General features: G+C 65.1%; 17 protein-coding genes. 5 read left to right on the plus strand and 12 right to left on the minus strand.

Annotated features, from left to right (window positions below; translation table 11 throughout):
* Positions 1 to 16 precede the first annotated feature (16 nt).
* From fliK to AB4118_RS08685, 5 genes are all read left to right on the plus strand, one after another.
* The gene (gene fliK / locus AB4118_RS08665) at positions 17 to 1570 is read left to right on the plus strand and encodes a flagellar hook-length control protein FliK (RefSeq protein ID WP_441489350.1); all 1554 of its coding nucleotides are present in this window, start codon (positions 17 to 19) and stop codon (positions 1568 to 1570) included.
* Entirely contained in the window at positions 1567 to 1860 is a 294-nt protein-coding gene (locus AB4118_RS08670) for an EscU/YscU/HrcU family type III secretion system export apparatus switch protein (protein WP_441489351.1), read from the plus strand. The genes fliK and AB4118_RS08670 overlap by 4 nt, the downstream gene beginning before the upstream one ends.
* 46 nt (positions 1861 to 1906) lie before the next feature.
* Positions 1907 to 3049 carry a GNAT family N-acetyltransferase gene (locus AB4118_RS08675; protein ID WP_441489352.1) on the plus strand — a complete coding sequence of 381 codons (1143 nt, stop codon included), beginning with the start codon at positions 1907 to 1909 and terminating at the stop codon, positions 3047 to 3049.
* 170 nt (positions 3050 to 3219) lie between these two features.
* Entirely contained in the window at positions 3220 to 3765 is a 546-nt protein-coding gene (mog, locus tag AB4118_RS08680; RefSeq protein ID WP_441489649.1) for a molybdopterin adenylyltransferase, read from the plus strand.
* Between the two features lie 87 nt (positions 3766 to 3852).
* Positions 3853 to 5271, plus strand: coding sequence for a mannose-1-phosphate guanylyltransferase/mannose-6-phosphate isomerase (locus AB4118_RS08685; protein ID WP_441489353.1), 1419 nt, complete (start codon positions 3853 to 3855; stop codon positions 5269 to 5271).
* A gap of 8 nt (positions 5272 to 5279) precedes the next feature.
* On the opposite strand, the gene AB4118_RS08690 is transcribed toward AB4118_RS08685, so the two are convergent.
* From AB4118_RS08690 to AB4118_RS08745, 12 genes are all read right to left on the minus strand, one after another.
* A complete protein-coding gene (locus AB4118_RS08690; protein ID WP_441489354.1) occupies positions 5280 to 5849 on the minus strand; it encodes a glutathione peroxidase in 570 nt (189 codons plus the stop codon).
* A 226-nt stretch (positions 5850 to 6075) separates the two neighbouring features.
* Positions 6076 to 6459, minus strand: coding sequence for a response regulator (locus tag AB4118_RS08695; RefSeq protein ID WP_043233413.1), 384 nt, complete (start codon positions 6457 to 6459; stop codon positions 6076 to 6078).
* A gap of 10 nt (positions 6460 to 6469) precedes the next feature.
* Positions 6470 to 7585, minus strand: a complete 1116-nt coding sequence (gene cheB / locus AB4118_RS08700; RefSeq protein WP_441489355.1) for a chemotaxis-specific protein-glutamate methyltransferase CheB — start codon at positions 7583 to 7585, stop codon at positions 6470 to 6472.
* Complete coding sequence (locus AB4118_RS08705) at positions 7582 to 8178, minus strand: chemoreceptor glutamine deamidase CheD (protein ID WP_441489356.1); 597 nt, start codon at positions 8176 to 8178, stop codon at positions 7582 to 7584. The genes cheB and AB4118_RS08705 overlap by 4 nt, the downstream gene beginning before the upstream one ends.
* Positions 8175 to 9023 (minus strand): CheR family methyltransferase, encoded by an 849-nt coding sequence (locus AB4118_RS08710; protein ID WP_441489357.1) that lies wholly within the window; start codon positions 9021 to 9023, stop codon positions 8175 to 8177. The genes AB4118_RS08705 and AB4118_RS08710 overlap by 4 nt, the downstream gene beginning before the upstream one ends.
* A gap of 24 nt (positions 9024 to 9047) precedes the next feature.
* Positions 9048 to 11048 (minus strand): methyl-accepting chemotaxis protein, encoded by a 2001-nt coding sequence (locus AB4118_RS08715; protein WP_441489358.1) that lies wholly within the window; start codon positions 11046 to 11048, stop codon positions 9048 to 9050.
* A gap of 76 nt (positions 11049 to 11124) precedes the next feature.
* Positions 11125 to 11634, minus strand: a complete 510-nt coding sequence (locus AB4118_RS08720; protein ID WP_069882586.1) for a chemotaxis protein CheW — start codon at positions 11632 to 11634, stop codon at positions 11125 to 11127.
* 2 nt (positions 11635 to 11636) lie between these two features.
* Positions 11637 to 13949, minus strand: coding sequence for a chemotaxis protein CheA (locus tag AB4118_RS08725; RefSeq protein ID WP_441489359.1), 2313 nt, complete (start codon positions 13947 to 13949; stop codon positions 11637 to 11639).
* Positions 13950 to 13958: 9 nt separating this feature from the next.
* A complete protein-coding gene (locus AB4118_RS08730; protein ID WP_441476827.1) occupies positions 13959 to 14318 on the minus strand; it encodes a response regulator in 360 nt (119 codons plus the stop codon).
* A gap of 5 nt (positions 14319 to 14323) precedes the next feature.
* The gene (locus AB4118_RS08735) at positions 14324 to 14617 is read right to left on the minus strand and encodes a hypothetical protein (protein ID WP_441489360.1); all 294 of its coding nucleotides are present in this window, start codon (positions 14615 to 14617) and stop codon (positions 14324 to 14326) included.
* A 96-nt stretch (positions 14618 to 14713) separates the two neighbouring features.
* Entirely contained in the window at positions 14714 to 15202 is a 489-nt protein-coding gene (locus AB4118_RS08740; RefSeq protein ID WP_162768079.1) for a response regulator, read from the minus strand.
* Positions 15203 to 15278: 76 nt separating this feature from the next.
* Complete coding sequence (locus AB4118_RS08745; RefSeq protein ID WP_441489361.1) at positions 15279 to 16733, minus strand: methyl-accepting chemotaxis protein; 1455 nt, start codon at positions 16731 to 16733, stop codon at positions 15279 to 15281.
* Positions 16734 to 16828 lie beyond the last annotated feature (95 nt).

The raw sequence follows: 16828 nt of genomic DNA on the forward strand, positions 1-16828 counted from the left end.
CAATGGTCGCTCCCGCATGAATCTCGCCGCTCTCGTCCAGAGCCAGACCCTCGCCACCTTGCTTGCAGCCTTGGCTCCCGGAGCCGGGCTCGAGCCCGGCAAGACGGTCGAAGCGCGCTTGCTCTCCCTGGGCAAGGACGGTACCGTGACCGCTTTGGTCGATGGCGTGAAGATCGATCTCGTTCTCGCCGGCCCGGAAGTCCGACAGGCTGCGCTGCAGCCCGGCACAACGCTCACACTCAAAATCGAGGCTCCGGAAGACGGTGGAACGGGGGTGCGGGCGACGCTGCTTGCGGCTCGCCCCCCTGGCGAAGCTCTCACTCCTCCGGCTCAGTTGGTGCCCATCGACGGTCCGCGGCGCGAGCCGGCGCTCGCACCGCTTGCGCTGGAGACGGGCCGCAGCGCCAAGCCGTCGGCTCCGGAGGCCGCCACCCCCGGCCTGCCGGCTTCGTCGCGTCTTGCCGGCGCGAGCTCTTCAGCACCTTTGCCAATCCCCGCTACCGTCGCGGTGGCCCCTGCGCCGACCCAACGGCTGCAGTCCGAGGCGACGCCCTCGCCGCGCGCACTTGCCGGCCCGCTGATGGGCGAGGCTCTCGCTCGCCAGGACAGTCTCGCGCCGCTCTTCGCCAATCTGCAGGTGCTTGCCAACGGTACGATCTCCCTCATCCTGCCCAAGCCCCTGATGGGCCTGATCGACCAGATCCTGGCTCAGGCCATGCCGGCCGAGCGTAGACCCGTAACCGGCCAGGGCTTGAAGCAGGCCGTCGCACGCTCCGGACTTTTCCTGGATGCGCAGGAGGCAAGACTGCCTTCGCGAGCAAGCGACCGCCCGGAGGCAGCCGCACCACGCCCCTCTCCTCACGGCGATCTGAAGGCGGGGTTACGCGCGCTCAGCGACATGCTGCGGCCGCTTGTCGCCCCGGACGCCGCCGCTCCAGGGCTCAAACCGTCGGGAACAGAACCAAGGACGGCAGAGCAGGCAACGAGCGATGCGGAAGCGCATATCCGCCCGTCCCCGCCACGGCGCGACGGCGCGCTCGCCCCTCAATCGATTGCCGAACCCACCCTGTCGGCCGGAGAGAAGCCGCTCGTCATCGCACGCACGCTGCTCGACCAGACCGAAGCCGCGCTCGACCGCGTCAAGCTCGCGCAGTTCGCATCTCTGCCGCCAGAACCCAACCGTCCCGAGGCCGCACAAGGCCAACGCTGGGTGACGGAGATCCCTCTCGCTTTCCAAGCGGGCACCGCGATCCTGCCGCTGCATATCGAGAAGGACCCGCCGCGACGCAGCCCCTCTGGTGTCGAAGGGCCCCTCTGGCGCGTGCGCTTTGCCCTCGACGCCGAGCCGATGGGTCCGCTGCAAGGTGTCGTAACGCTCCAGGGACGCGCGGTGAGTGTCTCGCTTTGGGCCGAACGCGAAGGAACGAGCCAGTTCCTGCGCGGCGCTGCGCCTGATCTCCAGGCAGCGCTGGCCAATGCAAAATTTGAAGACGGAACCGTCGACATTCATACCGGCCAGCCGCAAGCCAGGCGAGCGACCGCCGGCCAGTTCCTGGACCGTCTGTCATGAGCCCTCCCTCTCCCGATCCGCTCGCGGTCGCGCTCGAGTATGACGGCCATGGCGCCCCGTGCGTCACAGCAAAGGGCCGCGGAGAGCTTGCTCAACGCATCATCGAGACCGCCCGCAAACATGATGTCGACATCGAGCGGAACGCTGTGCTCGCGCAGGCTCTCTCCACGGTCGAGCTGGACGATCAGATCCCCGAGGAACTCTACCGGGCTGCGGCGCAGGTCATCGCCTTTGTGCTATCGTTACGGGGCGAGATGCGCCTCGGTAGGCAGGGCGGCGGCCAGTCTTGATCCAGTTCTGCCCAGAGCCTGCTTGCCGCCTCCGCACGAGGGTCGGATGAGCGCCGAGATCGTCATCAGGCGCACGCGGCTTGGCGATTATGTCGGCTATGGTGCAGCCTTCGCCGAACTCGCGGAACGAGCGGTCGAGCCCAATCCCGCCATGTCGCCAGCCACTGTCGCGGCTGCGCGGGTCCTGGTTCCAGATGACCGCATCGTCATCCTGACGGCCTGGCGCAGTGAAGCGCTCGGTTCCGAGAGCCTCGTCGGAATCTGGGTGTTGCGTCGGCAGCGCGACTGGCGCAGCGGCCTTACCCCCATCCTCGCCGCTCCGCTCGTGCCGCTCTACGAGGTTTCATCGGCCCCCGTGCTGGACCGCGACAATGCCGAGGATATCGCGCTCGCTCTGCTGCGCCACCTCGCCGCATCGCGCGACCTGCCGAAAACCCTGGCTCTGCCGCTCCTGCCCGTGCAGGGGCCAGGTTTTCGTGCGCTCCAGGAGGCTTGCCGGGTCACCGGCAGCGGGCTGACGACATTCGAAACCTGGCAGCGTCCCGTGATGATCGCTCAGCCCGGCGACGATGCCGAGCGCTATCTCCGTCGCGCCCTTGGCTCAAGTTACAAGAAGCGCATGCAGCAGTTCCGGGCGATCGCACGGAACGGCGTGGTCTCCTTCCAGCGCAAGCGTCGCCAGGCCGCAGGCGAGGCGTTCGAGACCTTCCTCGCGCTCGAAGCGGCAGGCTGGAAGGGGGAAGCCGCGACCGCAATCGCCTGCCTGCCTGATGACGCGGCCTATTTCCACCGGCTCGTCGAGCTCTTCGCCGAACAGGACGCGCTCCAGCTCGACACGCTGCTGCTCGATGGCAAGCCCATGGCGATGGGCCTGCTCGTCGAAAGCGGAAATACCCGCCAGTTCCTGAAGATCGCCTATGACGAGACCCAGGCGCGCCATTCGCCAGGGCGAGCGCTGACCATTGCGATGCTCCAAGCCGATTTCACGGAGACGCCGCCGGTCTTCTTCGACAGCGGCGCAGGCGACGGCGTCGATCCCGGAACCTATGTCTGGGGCGAGCGCAGGACCATGGCGAATGCGATCATCGCGATCGGCAGCGCGATACCGGGGCCGGCACAGGTCGCCGCCCTGGCCCGCATGTGGCTGCGGCGCCTGCGGAATCGTCATCAATCGGCAAAGCATCGATAGAGATCACGCGGCTCGCCTGGCGACCTCGCACGCATCAGCTGAGAACAACTCCGGCGACGCCGCCCTGTCGAGCCGACGTCCGGCTCGGAAGGCGGCGGCCCATGACGAGATTGACCAGGCTCGCTACCTGCCCGATACCGGCCAGGATCATCCTGCAACGGTGCGACGGCATGACCAGCGATATCAAGATCGGAATCGTCACGATATCCGACCGGGCCTCGGCCGGCATCTATGCCGACGAGGGCGGCCCCGCCATTCGCGACTACCTGAAGAATGCGCTCGCTTCGCCCTGGACGGCCGTTGCGCGGGTCATCCCGGACGACCGCAAGGCGATTGCCGACACCCTGATCGAACTTGCCGACCGCGAGGGCTGCTGTCTCATCGTCACGACGGGAGGCACCGGTCCCGCTCCCCGCGACGTCACGCCCGAGGCCACGGACGACGTTGTCGAGAAACCGATGCCCGGCTTCGGCGAACTGATGCGCCAGGTCAGCCTCACCAAGGTGCCGACCGCGATACTCTCGCGCCAGACCGCCGGCATCCGTGGTCGCTCGCTCATCGTCAACCTGCCGGGACGGCCCCGCGCGATCGCCGAATGCCTCGACGCCGTGATGCCCGCCATACCCTACTGCATTGACCTGATCGAGGGCCCCTACCTGGACACCGACCCGACCGTCATCGTCGCCTTTCGTCCGGGCCAGAAGGCCAAGGCCTGAATTTTTCCACGACCCTGCATTTAACCAATGGTAGTGACGTTGCTGTAAGGCAGCAGGGTCACGACCTGCCTGAGAAGAGCGCGCTTGATGTCAGTCCCGAAAATCGTTCCGCTCGTCATGGCCGGCGGAGCCGGCACCCGGCTTTGGCCGCTGTCGCGCGATACGTTGCCCAAGCAGTTCATTCCGCTGCTCGGAGACGGGATCTCGACCTTCCAGGCGACCCTGCAGCGGCTGCATGACCCGCGCTTCGATGCGCCGATCGTCATCACCAACAATGACTTTCGCTTTATCGTTGCTGAACAGATGCTCGCGATCGGCATCAAGGGCGAGATCGTCCTGGAGCCGGAGCGACGCGATTCCGCCGCAGCGGTCGCAGTCGGCTCGCTATTGGCAGAACAGCGCAGGGCCGGCGCGATCTGTGCGGCCTTTGCAGCCGATCACGTCATTCAGGCGACTGCGGCATTCCGCGACGATTGCGCGATCGCAGCCGAGCTCGCTGCGTCCGGCCTGATCATGACGCTCGGCATTCCCCCGACGCATCCCTCGACGGCCTATGGCTATCTCGCACCCGGCGAGCCGCTGCCCGGCGAGCGCGCAAAACGTCTGCAGCGTTTTGTCGAGAAGCCCGACCTGGAACGCGCCACGCGCTATCTCGAGGAAGGATATCTCTGGAACAGCGGCAATTTCGTCTTTGCCGCGGCGACGATGTGCGACGAGATGGAACGCCACGTTCCGGACGTGCTGAATGCCGCGCGTGAAGCGATTGCCAAGGCGACCCGCGACCTCGACTTCCTGCGCCTCGATCCGGAGGCGTTTGCCCAGGCCACCAAGATTTCGATCGACTACGCCGTGATGGAGCGGACGCGGGCGGCCGGTGTCGTGCAGGCAAGCTTCGACTGGTCCGATATCGGCGCCTGGGACTCGATCCACGAGATCAAACAGAAGGACGCCGATCGCAACGTCCTCGAAGGCGAGGTGGTCGCGCTCGATAGCCACGGCATCTATGTCCGCAGCGACGACGTGTTGACGACGGTTCTCGGCCTCGACGATGTCGTCGTGGTTGCGACGCGCGATGCCGTGCTCGTCTCGTCAATGGCCGCCGCCGGCAAGGTCAAGAACCTCGTCGAGTTGATGAAGGCCGATGGCCGGCCGCAGGCGAGCGAGCACCTGAGGGTCTACCGGCCCTGGGGCTGGTATCAGCGCATCGATATCGGCCAGCGCTTCCAGGTTAAGCGCATCAACGTCAAGCCAGGCGGGCTGCTCAGCCTGCAGAAGCACTTTCATCGCGCCGAGCATTGGGTCGTGGTTTCGGGAACAGCCGAAGTTACGGTCGATGCCAAGGTCACGCACGTGCATGAGAATGAATCGGTGTACTTGCCGATCGGCTGCGTCCACCGCTTGCGCAATCCCGGCAGGATCGACCTCGAGCTGATCGAGGTACAGGTCGGCTCCTATACCGGCGAGGACGACATCATCCGCATCGAAGACATCTACGCGCGTAGCTGAAGGCGGGCTCAGGCGGCGTGCAGCTCCTGACCGATAGCCCGGATCAGCTGTGAGCCGACCGGGTCCGAGCTCGCGGGAAAGCCGCCTACGAGGCTGCCATCGCGCCCGACCAGATACTTATGGAAGTTCCAGGTCGGGACTTCGGCCGGCCGCCGTGTCGCCGCCCAGCGATAGAATGGATGGGCGTCCGGGCCACGCACGCTCGATTTCGCGGCGAACGGGTAAGTCGCGCCATAGGTCTGGCGCGCTGCTTCCGCGATAGCCACACCTTCCAGCGGCTCCTGCCCGCCGAAGTCATTGCACGGCACCGCCAGCAACATCAGGCCACGGCCGGAATAGCGTTGCCACAGCTGCTCAAGTGTTGCGAACTGCCCTGCGTAGCCGCAATTGGTAGCCGTGTTGACGATCAGGATCGGCTTGCCGCGATAGGCCGCCAGCGGAATATGGCCGCCCTCGAGCCGGGCGAACGCAAACTGGTAGGCGTCGGGTGCGCTCTGCGTATCGGGCGATATGGCAAATGATGGGCTCGCAGCGAGCCCGCCGATCAGGCTCAACACGTCACGACGAAGCAGCGGCATGGCCTGCCCTCCCGCGAAACCTCATAATCCGGCGCAGATACTGGCGCAAATGAGAGCGCCCCGCAGCCATGATGGCCCGAGGCGCTGGATCACAATGGTGAGATTAGATCATCGGACAGGAAATCGTATCCGGTCCGATGATCTATCCCTTTGTCTTTGCATCGGCTTTCCCAAAAACCGCAATCCACTCTTCGGGCCGATGCTTTAGCCTCGAGCCGGCCTGCGCTCAGCAGGCGAGAACCTTCTTCACCCGCACCTCGAGATCGCGGAGCTCATAGGGTTTCACGACATAGTGGTCTGCGCCGTTGCTGGTCGCCTCGTCCATCTTGTCCACCGAGCGCTCGGAGGTCGCCATGATGATCTTGATCTGGTTGAGCTCCGGCACGGAACGGATCGCCCGCAGCAGATCGATGCCGCTCATTCCGTCCATGTTCCAGTCGAGCAGAAGCAGATCATAGCGCTTGGTCTGCATCTTCATCAGCGCTTCGCGCGCATTCTCCGCCTCATCGATGTCCTGGAACTCGATCTGCTTCAGGAAATAGGTGGCAAGACCGCGCATGCTCTTCTGGTCGTCGACCACGAGGATCCGGTAGTCACTTCTGGCTTTCATCACGCTCTCCTCACGCGGTGCGCTGATGCGGACGTTCTGCGATCAGGTGGCCGATAGCGGCGCCAATCTGGTCGAGTGCCACAACGCGATCAGCGGCCCCGATCTCGAATGCTGCTTTCGGCATCCCGTTTACCACACAGGTTTCGCCACTTTGAATTAACGTCTCGGCACCGGCTTTGCGCATGGCTAACAAACCGTCTGCCCCGTCCCGGCCCATCCCGGTCAGCAGCACGCCTACCGCATGGGCACCCAGGCTGCGCGCCACCGAGTGGAACATGACATCGACCGATGGCGAATGACCGCTGACCAGCGGCCCTTCCTTCAGGACACAGACCAGTTCCCCACGGCGCTCCTCGATCTCGAGATGGCGCAGGCCACCTGGCGCGACGACCGCCATGCCGGGCTTCAGCTTGTCCCCGTCGGCCGCCTCGCGGACGTCAAGCCCGGTGGCTGCCGCCAGGCGTGCGGCGAATTTTGCCGTGTAGCCGGCGGGCATGTGCTGAACCACGACCATCGGGATGCGCAGATTGGCGAGGTCCCGCATCACCACCTGCACGGCCGGTACGCCGCCGGTCGAGGCGCCGATGGCGATCAACGACGTACGCCCACCGGGCGAGGCGGAAGCGCGCCCAGGCTCACGAACGGGAGCTGGCCTTGCCGGCGCGGCTTCGCGCGCCAGAGCGCGCGCGGCTGCAAGCATCTTTCGACTGGCCGAGGCGCGGTGAAGCGCAGCCACCAGATGCTTCATGAAGCCTTCGAGCGTATGCGTCGTGCCGTCCGGCTTCTCGATGAAGTCGATCGCCCCCAGTTCCAGCGCCTGGATGGTGTTGTCGGCGCCTGGGCCGCCGAAGGCTGAGACGATCAGCACCGGCAACGGGTCCTGCTTCAGCACGCGCGCCAGCAATTTGAGGCCGTGCCGTCCCGGCAGTTCGAGATCGAGCGTCAGCAGGTCTGGCCGCAGCTCCTGGATCGCGTCCCAACCCTCCTCCGCGCTGCCGGCGACGCCGATCACCTTGAAGCCGGGGGCGGAGTCGATGATCTGCGTCATGAGCTTCTGCATCAGGACGGAATCGTCGACGACAAGGACAGTGACGGGTTTGGCCGATGGTGCTTGGTTCAGGGTCATGTGAAGATCTCGACATCACCTGCGACAGGCTGGGTCTTAAGTCGGTTGAGATAGGCCACTTCCTGCTCATGCTCGCTGCTGCGGACGCTCGGCTGCACATGCTGCACCCAGGCCCGTCCCGTGGAAGGCTGATAGTGGATTCGCCGTGAGCGTGTGCCGCCGACATCCTTGGAGACGATGGGAATGCCTTCCCGGTTGAGGAAGTCGAGCACGAAGGCAATGTTGCCGTCGCCTATGGCGAGCATGGTCGCCCCCGACAGGACCCGTGCCCCGCCGAAGACCTTGGCTTCGAGATGATTTCGTTTGCCGCCGCGCTTGAGCAGGCCGTTGATGAGAACTTCCATCGCGGTGTCGCCATAACGCTCGCCGGCGCTGGCATCGTTGCCACTGTTGTTCTTCGGCAGCAGGAAATGGTTCAGCCCACCGACCCCTGCCTGCGGATCGCGCATGCAGACCGAGATGCACGAGCCCAGCACAGTCGCGACGATCTCGTCCTTCGCCGAGGTGATCTCGTGCTCACCTGGCGCGACCGTGATGATCGTCGCCTCGAAACGGGGGTCGAAATAGCGCCGAGAGGACCGCGTGATACTCATGGGGTTCTCTCGTAGATCGTGCGGCCGATCAGCCTGAGCTGCGGGTGAGGTTGCGGGAGCGACTCGGAATGACCGAGATAGAGGAAACCTCCCGGCGCAAGCAGATCGACGAAGCGGTCGAGGATCGTGGCCTTGGTCCGGGTATCGAAATAGATGAAGACGTTTCTGCAGAAAATGGCATCGAATGGGCCACGCATCGGCCAGTTTTCGATGAGATTGAGCCGCTTGAAGGCGATCAGCCGGCGCAGATCATCGCTGATCCGCGCCTCTCCACGCCCGACCTGCCCGTCCAGGCGCAGCAGCGGCCTGACATCGACGGGCAGACGCTCGAACAGCTCCGCCGGATAGATGCCCGCTTCCGCCCGGTTGAGGATGTCCGTGTCGATATCAGTCGCCAGAATGCGGAAATCAAGATCGCTGCGTGAGCCGATGACGTCGCGCGAGACAGCCGCAATGCTGTAGGGCTCCTCGCCGGAGGAGCAGGCAGAGGACCAGATCCGGATACGCCCGCGCCGGCCGCCGCGTTCCTGAACCAGCCTCGGCAGCACATCGCGGCGCAAATGGTCGAAATGATGCCGCTCGCGGAAGAAGGCGGTGTGGTTGGTGGTGACCGCGTTGATCAGCTCGGGGATCTCGTCCTGCGCGCCCGGCGTCTTCAGGAAGGCGCAGTACTCCGCGACCGAGCCCATTCCCAGCGCCTTGACGCGTCGGGAAAGGCGACCTCGCGTCATCGCTTCCTTGTGTTCGCGGATGACGATGCCGGCATGCTCGTAGACGAGCTTCGATATGAAGCCCATGTCCTCACGCGTCAGCGTGGCTTCGTGAAGACCTTGAGGCGCGAGCATCACTGTGAACCTGACAACATCGAACTAGAACTCGGCCCAATCATCGACACGCCCATTGGCGATGCGGCGCGGCGCGGGACGGACCGCCGGGGCTTTCGTCAGTTCCGGCCGACGCGACTCCGGGCGGCGGACCGCCGGCGCGACACGCGCCTGCTCGACGAGCGCTGCAGCCGCAAGTCGCTGCAACCGGGCGGGCTCGGTCTGCGCAGCATGAACCGACGGCGCAGCAAACCCTTCCTCGATGCGGAAGACGGCAACAAGCTGTTTCAGCCTGTCGATTTCCGCCATCAGTTCATGTGCCGATGACGCACTCTGCTCCGCCAAAGCCGAGTTCTGCTGGGTCATCTCGTCCATATGGGCGACGGTCTGGCTCATCTCCTCGATGCCATGGGCCTGCTCGGCGGTCGCGGAAGAGATCTCCGCGACGGTCGCAGAGACCTTGCTCGCAGCGGCCACGATCCGCTCCAGAGCTTCACCGGTGCTGCGTACGAAGCGCACGCCCTCGCCGACCTGCTCGTTGGAGGTCGCGATGAGACCCTTGATATCCCGCGCAGCCTGAGCGGAACGCTGTGCCAGGGCGCGCACTTCGGAGGCCACAACGGCAAACCCCTTGCCCGCGTCACCGGCCCGCGCAGCCTCGACCGCCGCATTGAGCGCCAGCAGATTGGTCTGGAAGGCAATACCGTCGATCACGGAGACGATCTCCGAGATGCGGACGGAGGACGTCTCGATCCGTTCGATCGCGCCAACCGCCTGGGACACGACAACCCTGCCGTCATTGGCCACATTCATGGCCTCTCCGGCCAGCTGGGTCGCCTCGCGGGAGCGGGCCGCGCTCTGCTTGACGGAGGCTGCCAGCTCCTCGGTCGTCGCGGCAGTTTCCTCCAGATTGCCGGCTGTCGCTTCAGTCCGCCTGGCAAGGTCGCCTGCGCCGGAATTGATCTCGATCGCGGCTCGCGAAACATTGCCTGCCGTCAGTTGGATGGTCGAGACGGTCTGGCCGAGATGGGCGAGTGCTCCGTTCAGGCTGCGCTTCAGCTCTGCGAGGCGGCCGCGATAGTCCCCCTCCATGCGGTGGCTCAGGTCACCCTCAGCCAGTCCACCGAGCACGCTCGAAAATTCGCCGACCGCGCCTTCGACCAGCGTATTGATCTGATTCAGGCCCTCGGCGATGCGAGCCATCGCCTCCGGCTTGCCCGCAAGCGGAATACGACGCGAGAAGTCGCCCTCGACGGCCGCCGAGACGACATCTGCAACCTCGTTGGCGGCGGCAAGTTCGTCGGTCAGTTCCAGCCATTCGACGGCGGTGCCGAGACGCTCGCCATTGGCATGCAGGACAGGGCTCAAAGACAGCGAAATAGTCCGCCGGCCGAGCGCATAGCGGATCGCGCGGGCCCCGCCGACATCATGCCGCCCGAACACGGGGTCGCCATAGACGGCATCCATGACCCGGCCAAGCATGTCCTTGGCCGAGCAGCCCGGGAAGGCCGTGCGAAAATCCTCCTGGGCCTCGGCAAAGAACTTCAGCAGCGACTTGTTGACGTAGACGACGCGGTTCTGCCGATCGCAGACCATGACATTGGTGCGGCAGTCATCGAGCGCGGCACGGATACGCGCAGCTTCGACCCCTGTCTCGTGAATGCTCTTCAGGGCGCGGGCAAGGTCGCCGATCTCGTCGCCGCGGGCGAGGCCCGGGATCGCGGCGTTCTCGCCCTGGGCCAACAGGCCGACCGCATCGCGCATCTCGACGATGGGACGGTAGATCGAGCGCGCCGCAAACCAGCCGACGGCCGCGATCGCGACCAGCGAAACGGCGCTGATCCCCAGCATCTGCGGAATGGCCGATCGCACGGCACCGTCGATATCGGCGGCGCTCAGCCCGAGCTGCGCGAGGTCATTCAGCCGCCCCCAGGCGACATGATAGGCGGCGGCGCCGATGGCGCCGCCCGAAACGAAAGCCGCGCCGAGAAACATCAGCGGCAGCCGTACCGAGAGTCTCGAAAGGGAACCGGCGAAGCTGCCCATGTTCTTGTCGTGTCTTTCTTGGCGCGTTGGCCTTCCCCGGCTCAGTCATCTGGCGCGTTGCCGCGTCAGATGATGATCAAGCCGCCCGGGTGGTCCGAGCGAGAGGGGTTTCCGCCCCGCCTTCGCGGATCACGGCCGCGAGGTCGAGCAAGGCGACGATCTCGGTGTCGAGCAACACGAGGCCTTCGATCAGGCCATGCTCGTCACGCTCCAGATCCGGCGCCGGGCGAACCGCGCTGACCGGAACATCGACGATGTCGGAGACCGAGTCGACCAGCAGGCCGGCGGTCTTGTCCTCGACATCGACGACGACGATGACGTGGGTTGCCGTGGCATCGGTGACACCGAGGCCGATCGAGGTGCGCAGGTCGTAGACCGCGAGAATGACGCCGCGCAGATTGAGCACGCCGCGCACATGCGGAGCCGCATGCGGCAGGGGCGTGGTCACCTGCCAGCCCTTGATTTCACGAACCATGCCGACATCGATGCCGAAAGTCCGATCACCGACGCGGAAGGTAACGATACGACGCACGGCTGATTCAGGCTGCGCCGACGAGAAGTGCTTTTCGCCGAGTTGAAGGGTCATGATCATCCAGCCATTTTCAGTTCGGGAGCGGGTTGCCGGCTGCCGGTCGCGGCCAGCCTCAGCATCGAGTCGACATCGAGGATCAGGGCGACGAGGCCGTCGCCGAGGATGGTCGCGGCGGATGCGCCGTTGACCGCGCCGTAATTCGCCTCGAGGCTCTTCACGACGACCTGCTGCTGGCCGACGATCTCGTCGACCGCAATTCCGACATTACCGCCGCGCTCGGTTTCGGCGATGATGATGATGTTCTCGTCGCGCTGCCCGGACGAGCCCATCACGGCGCCGAGCCGGTAGAGCGGTGTGACCTCACCGCGCCAGCGCAGGACTTCCTGGCCGAAGGTGAGATGCTCGATCGGCGTATTGGCGAGGTGCTGGGTCTCGATCACACTCGCGATCGGGATGACGTAGCGATCGTCACCGCAGCGGATCACCATGCCCTCGAGCACGGCGAGCGTCAGCGGCAATGCCAGGGTGAACTTGCAACCGCGGCCGGGCTCGGAATCGACGCTGATGCGGCCGCCGAGCGACTCGACATTGCGCCGCACCACATCCATGCCGACGCCGCGGCCCGAGATGTCGCTGACGGCCTCCGCGGTCGAAAGCCCGGCGGCGAAGATCAACTGGTCGATCTCCTCGGGTGCAAGCTTTTCATCGGGGCCGACAAGACCACGCGAACGGGCCTTGCCCAGTAGCTTCTCGCGATTGATGCCGCGCCCGTCATCGGTGACGGAAATCACGATGCGCCCGGCCCGATGTTCGGCGGTGAGCTGGATCGTGCCCTCCGGCCCCTTGCCTGCTGCCAGGCGTTCCTCCGGCGTCTCCAGGCCATGATCCATCGAATTGCGGATCATGTGAGTCAGCGGATCGGCAAGCTCTTCGATGATCGTCTTGTCGACCTCGGTATTTTCGCCTTCGAGCACCAGGCGCACTTCCTTGCCCAGGGTCTGCGCAAGCTCGCGGACGAGGCGCGGCATGCGCTGGAACACGGCCTTCACCGGCTGCGCGCGCACGGCCATGACATGGTCCTGCAGCTCGCGTGTCTGGCGCGACAGCGTCAGGATGCCCTCGGCGGTCTTGGCATAGACGTCATAGGGCAGCGAGCGCACGCATTCGACCAGCATGGACTGGGTAATGACGATCTCGCCGACGAGATTCATCAGCTTGTCGATGCGGTCGAGGTCGACGCGAACGCTGACGGCCTGGCGTTGGCGGGCCGCAGGAGCATCATTGGCAGGAGCACGAAGCGCAGGACGCGGCACGGGCGGAGCCGTCGCCTCGACTGGGGCCGGGGCCGGCGCAGGAGCCGGCACAGGAACGGGTTCCGGCGCAGCGGCCGGAGCAGGCCCGAGCTTCGCCAGGATTGCCGAGAGATCGGCAGCAACCGACTGCGGCACCTCTGCTTCGACGGCAGCGACTGGCGCGAACGAGGCCACATCGTCATTGGCCGGCTCGGGCATCGCCTCGATCTCGAACTCCTCGGTCGCGAGGGTGAAATCGAACTTGCCGTGCAGCTCTTCGACCGACAACTGCGTGCGCAGGTTCACGGCAAAGCGCATCCAGCAATCGGTGACGTCGAGTTCCTCCAGCGACGGCACGTGGCTCAGGTCGCAGGAGACGGAAACGATATCCTCCGGCGGCAGAGCCGCCAGCACGACGCGGGGTTCGATCACACGGCGGAAGAGGTCGCGATCCGGCGTGATGCGCAGGCACATCTCGCTGCCGGCCTTCACCGGCTCTGCCGGAGCGACGGCGGCAACTGGCTCGTCGTCCCAGCCGTCATCGATCGGCTTCACGGGCGCGGCGGACTTCGCCTCGACCATCGCAAGCAGATTGCCGAGCGCTGCGATACCCGGCGGGGCGTCGTCGCTCGCAGGCGCGGAGGCCGATGGCACTGGAGGTGCGGAAGCGGCAGCGGCAGGAGCTGCTGCGACGGGTTCGGCCTGCCCGACACGTTCCAGCGCCTCGAGCAGATCAGGACGCGGGCGGGCCGGTTCGTCATTGCGCGCCGCCGACACCAGATCGGCAACGGCATCCGAGCAGCGCAGGAACAGTCCGAAGGGAGCGTCCTCGATCGCGACACGCCCCGAACGCAAATGATCGAGCGAAGCCTCGAAGACATGGGCGAAGGCGACGAGCTCCGTGCAACCGAAGGCCCCTGCCCCGCCCTTGATCGAATGGATCGCGCGAAATGCGGCGTTGACGTCCTCGGGCTCGCGTGAGCCCTCATCAAGCGCCTGAAGCTTTTGCTCCAGAGCGCCGAGAAGCTCTTCGCATTCCTGGAAGAACGTTTGTTTGAGTTCCGCTAACGGATCCATCGGCCAGCCTTAGTTCTGATAGCGAGCAACGAGGCCGAGCAGGGTGTTGGGCTCGAACGGCTTGACCATCCAGGCGCTGGCACCGGCGCGCCGGCCCTCCGCCTTAATCTCGGCGCCGTTTTCCGTCGTCAACACGATGATCGGCGTATTCTGGCCGGCCGGTCGGGCACGGCAGGCGCGCGTGAACTCGATTCCGTCCATCAACGGCATGTTGAGGTCGGTGATCACCAGATCGGGCTGGAACTGGTCGAACTTGACGAGGCCGTCCTCGCCGTTCTCCGCTTCCGCCACCTCATGTCCGGCATTGCGAAGCGTCAGGCTCAGCAGACTGAGCAGGGTCTTCGTATCGTCGATGGCCAGGATTCTCATCGATATCACTCCAGGACGAGAGCGCTTTGGGCAGGATCGAAGCCGATCGCCTGCAGGGACTTGCGGCACTCTTCCGAGGCCTTGAGAGTGACGCTGAGCCCCTTTGCCTGCGCACTGGTCGCGGCGGCATGGAGCAACTGAATCCAGAGGCTGGGCAGGGGGCCAGCTTCAGCGCATTCGACGGCGATGCTCTCCTTCTGCTCCAGCGCGACAAGCAGCTGATTGCGGAAGGCTGCCGCCTCGGAACGACCGAGAAAGGCTGGAAGCGAGACGGTGATGACCACGGCGGCGGGACCCATGATTGGCGGATGGAAGATCACGCCAGATTGGTAAAAATTTCGCTAATCGGCGGCACCCCGGCATCAACGCTTTGGGCGTTTCCGAGGCAGATGTGGTCAGAACATGGCATTGCTGATGGCACGCGGAACGAGCGAGATGCTGCCGTTCTGCTCCTTGTACTTGCGCGGGATGTTGATGATCCCGGACAGGTGCAGCCAGAGCGCGTTGGGCGAGATCGGCTTGGTGATGATCTCGTGCGCCCCGAGCTTGGCCGCCTGCACGACCGAACGGCGGTCGGGGCGTTCCATCATCACCAGGACCGGAGCCTTGGCGAAGGGCGAAGTCTTGAACGAACGGATCGACGCCAGGCATTTGACACTGCCGGAATCGGGCAGGTCCCAGTCCAGGACCACGATGTTCGGCTGCTTCTGGATGAACATCGTTGCGGCCGAGGACAAATCCGGGGCCTCGAAGATGCGGTGGAGCGACGCCTGGTAGAGCATGGTCCGGACGATGCGCCGGTAATGCGCGCTGCTATCGATCAGCAGGACCGAGAGATTGGGAAAAGACGGCGCGATATGCATGACGCTGGACCGGACACTCACTCAACCCGACGCGCCATCCTGGCGCTACGCGTAGTCTTGCCTGCAGGAACGCTCACAGGCCGTTAATGCGGTCGCCTCAAACGCTGAGACCGAAGCGAATTCCGCCCCAATGGCGCCCCTTGACCCAGATCGGCGCGGAGAGGTCCTCCATGACGAGAAACTGGCCGCCGCCCATGTCGCGCCGATAGGTCTGCAGCAGGAAGGGTTTCTGGTTGCGGGCAGCCGCCAACCCGGTGCGATCCGCGAAGACGCGGCGGTTCCGGCAATTCGCGTTGTTCCAGATCGGATCCCGTCCCTGCGCCTGCGAGTACTTGCGGTTATGGGTCGGCAGAAAGCCGTTGCGATCGACGGCCGCGCAGAAAACGACGCGCTTGTTTGCGGCCAGCAGCCTTTCCTGGAGCGGCGGCAGCAGACGATCGGTCAACGCGACGAAACGCGTCATATGCTGCAGGGGGTCCGAGCCGCCGATCGGACGATAGGTCTCATCGAAGAGATCGGCCATCGTGACTTCGCCTTGTGCCACGGCGTCCTCGAAGAGGCCGGAAATGGCTTGCGCCGTCTCCATGGCGGTGGCGATCAGTTCCGATTGCGCGGTGCGCACGCCGGAAGCCGCAATCGAACCGAGGATCGCCTCGCTGATCGAGACGAGCGAAGCCGCCCGGCCCGACGCGAGATCGAGATTGCCGCTCGACTGGTCGACGCCGGCGACCAGCGCCTTGAGATCCTCGCCGACCTTGGCGAAGGCGATAGCATTCTCCCGCGTCGGATTCGAGATCGCATCGATATCGCCGATCAGCCCGACGACCGAGCGACCGAAAATGTCGAGTTCGCCGACCTGCCGGGATATTCCCCTGCTCTCCTCGCTCGCGCGGCGGGCGACCGCTGCATTCTCGAAACTGCGGCGGGCAAGCTGATCGACCGTTTCCACAAGCGCGTCGAGCTGTCGGGTGCTGAGTGCGGTCGCCTCACGCGTCTGCTCGGAGAGTTGCTTCACGGCCGCAGCGATGACCGCAAACCCGCGCCCCGCCGAACCACTCCGCGCCGCCTCGACACCGGCATTGATCGAGAGCAGTTGGATCTCGCGCGTGATCGTCTGGATGGCGTCGCTCGCCTCGCGAACCTTGTGGGCATTGGTGACGGCCTCGGCAAGCGCAGCCGAAATCGATTCAGCCCCCTGGCTCAGCGTCTCGATATCGCTCTGGGCAGCATTCAGCCCCTGCCGAACCGCTCCCGTGACCCGTTCCAGGCCACTCTTGACGACAGACGCCGCCTTCTGAGCGTCTTCCGCCGAACTCTGGATCGAGCGATTGGAGAGCGAAACCTGCTCGACGGACGCAACGACGCGGTGCAGCCCTTCGGCCTGGCCTTCGAGCTGTCGTGTGACATCGCCGATGCGGCCGGAAATATCCGTGATCTCGACCCCGAGCTTGCCGAAGCGCTCCGCGATCTCGCCAATGGCGCGGGCGGCCGCAGTCCCATTGAGCACATCCTCATTGGCCGTCTCCGGCAGCTTGAGCGCCTGTGCTTGCATGGCGAGATGTATCCGCGACCAGAGGAAGCCTCGCTTACCCTAGGCAAAACACGGTAAATCGCGCGTTAACGGCCAGTTCGGCCGTTAACCATCCC

This window comes from Allobosea sp. 2RAB26 (genome assembly GCF_052115465.1).
Classification (GTDB): domain Bacteria; phylum Pseudomonadota; class Alphaproteobacteria; order Rhizobiales; family Beijerinckiaceae; genus Allobosea.

Coding starts and splice junctions, on each gene's coding strand:
- fliK (WP_441489350.1), top strand. CDS start 17: ATGAATCTCGCCGCTCTCGTCCAGAGCCAGACCCTCGCCACCTTGCTT.
- AB4118_RS08725 (WP_441489359.1), bottom strand. CDS start 13,949: ATGGATCCGTTAGCGGAACTCAAACAAACGTTCTTCCAGGAATGCGAA.
- AB4118_RS08745 (WP_441489361.1), bottom strand. CDS start 16,733: ATGCAAGCACAGGCGCTCAAGCTGCCGGAGACGGCCAATGAGGATGTG.
- AB4118_RS08695 (WP_043233413.1), bottom strand. CDS start 6,459: ATGAAAGCCAGAAGTGACTACCGGATCCTCGTGGTCGACGACCAGAAG.
- AB4118_RS08705 (WP_441489356.1), bottom strand. CDS start 8,178: ATGAGTATCACGCGGTCCTCTCGGCGCTATTTCGACCCCCGTTTCGAG.
- cheB (WP_441489355.1), bottom strand. CDS start 7,585: ATGACCCTGAACCAAGCACCATCGGCCAAACCCGTCACTGTCCTTGTC.
- AB4118_RS08730 (WP_441476827.1), bottom strand. CDS start 14,318: ATGAGAATCCTGGCCATCGACGATACGAAGACCCTGCTCAGTCTGCTG.
- AB4118_RS08735 (WP_441489360.1), bottom strand. CDS start 14,617: ATGGGTCCCGCCGCCGTGGTCATCACCGTCTCGCTTCCAGCCTTTCTC.
- AB4118_RS08685 (WP_441489353.1), top strand. CDS start 3,853: ATGTCAGTCCCGAAAATCGTTCCGCTCGTCATGGCCGGCGGAGCCGGC.
- AB4118_RS08715 (WP_441489358.1), bottom strand. CDS start 11,048: ATGGGCAGCTTCGCCGGTTCCCTTTCGAGACTCTCGGTACGGCTGCCG.
- AB4118_RS08720 (WP_069882586.1), bottom strand. CDS start 11,634: ATGACCCTTCAACTCGGCGAAAAGCACTTCTCGTCGGCGCAGCCTGAA.
- AB4118_RS08675 (WP_441489352.1), top strand. CDS start 1,907: ATGAGCGCCGAGATCGTCATCAGGCGCACGCGGCTTGGCGATTATGTC.
- AB4118_RS08710 (WP_441489357.1), bottom strand. CDS start 9,023: ATGCTCGCGCCTCAAGGTCTTCACGAAGCCACGCTGACGCGTGAGGAC.
- AB4118_RS08670 (WP_441489351.1), top strand. CDS start 1,567: ATGAGCCCTCCCTCTCCCGATCCGCTCGCGGTCGCGCTCGAGTATGAC.
- mog (WP_441489649.1), top strand. CDS start 3,220: ATGACCAGCGATATCAAGATCGGAATCGTCACGATATCCGACCGGGCC.
- AB4118_RS08690 (WP_441489354.1), bottom strand. CDS start 5,849: ATGCCGCTGCTTCGTCGTGACGTGTTGAGCCTGATCGGCGGGCTCGCT.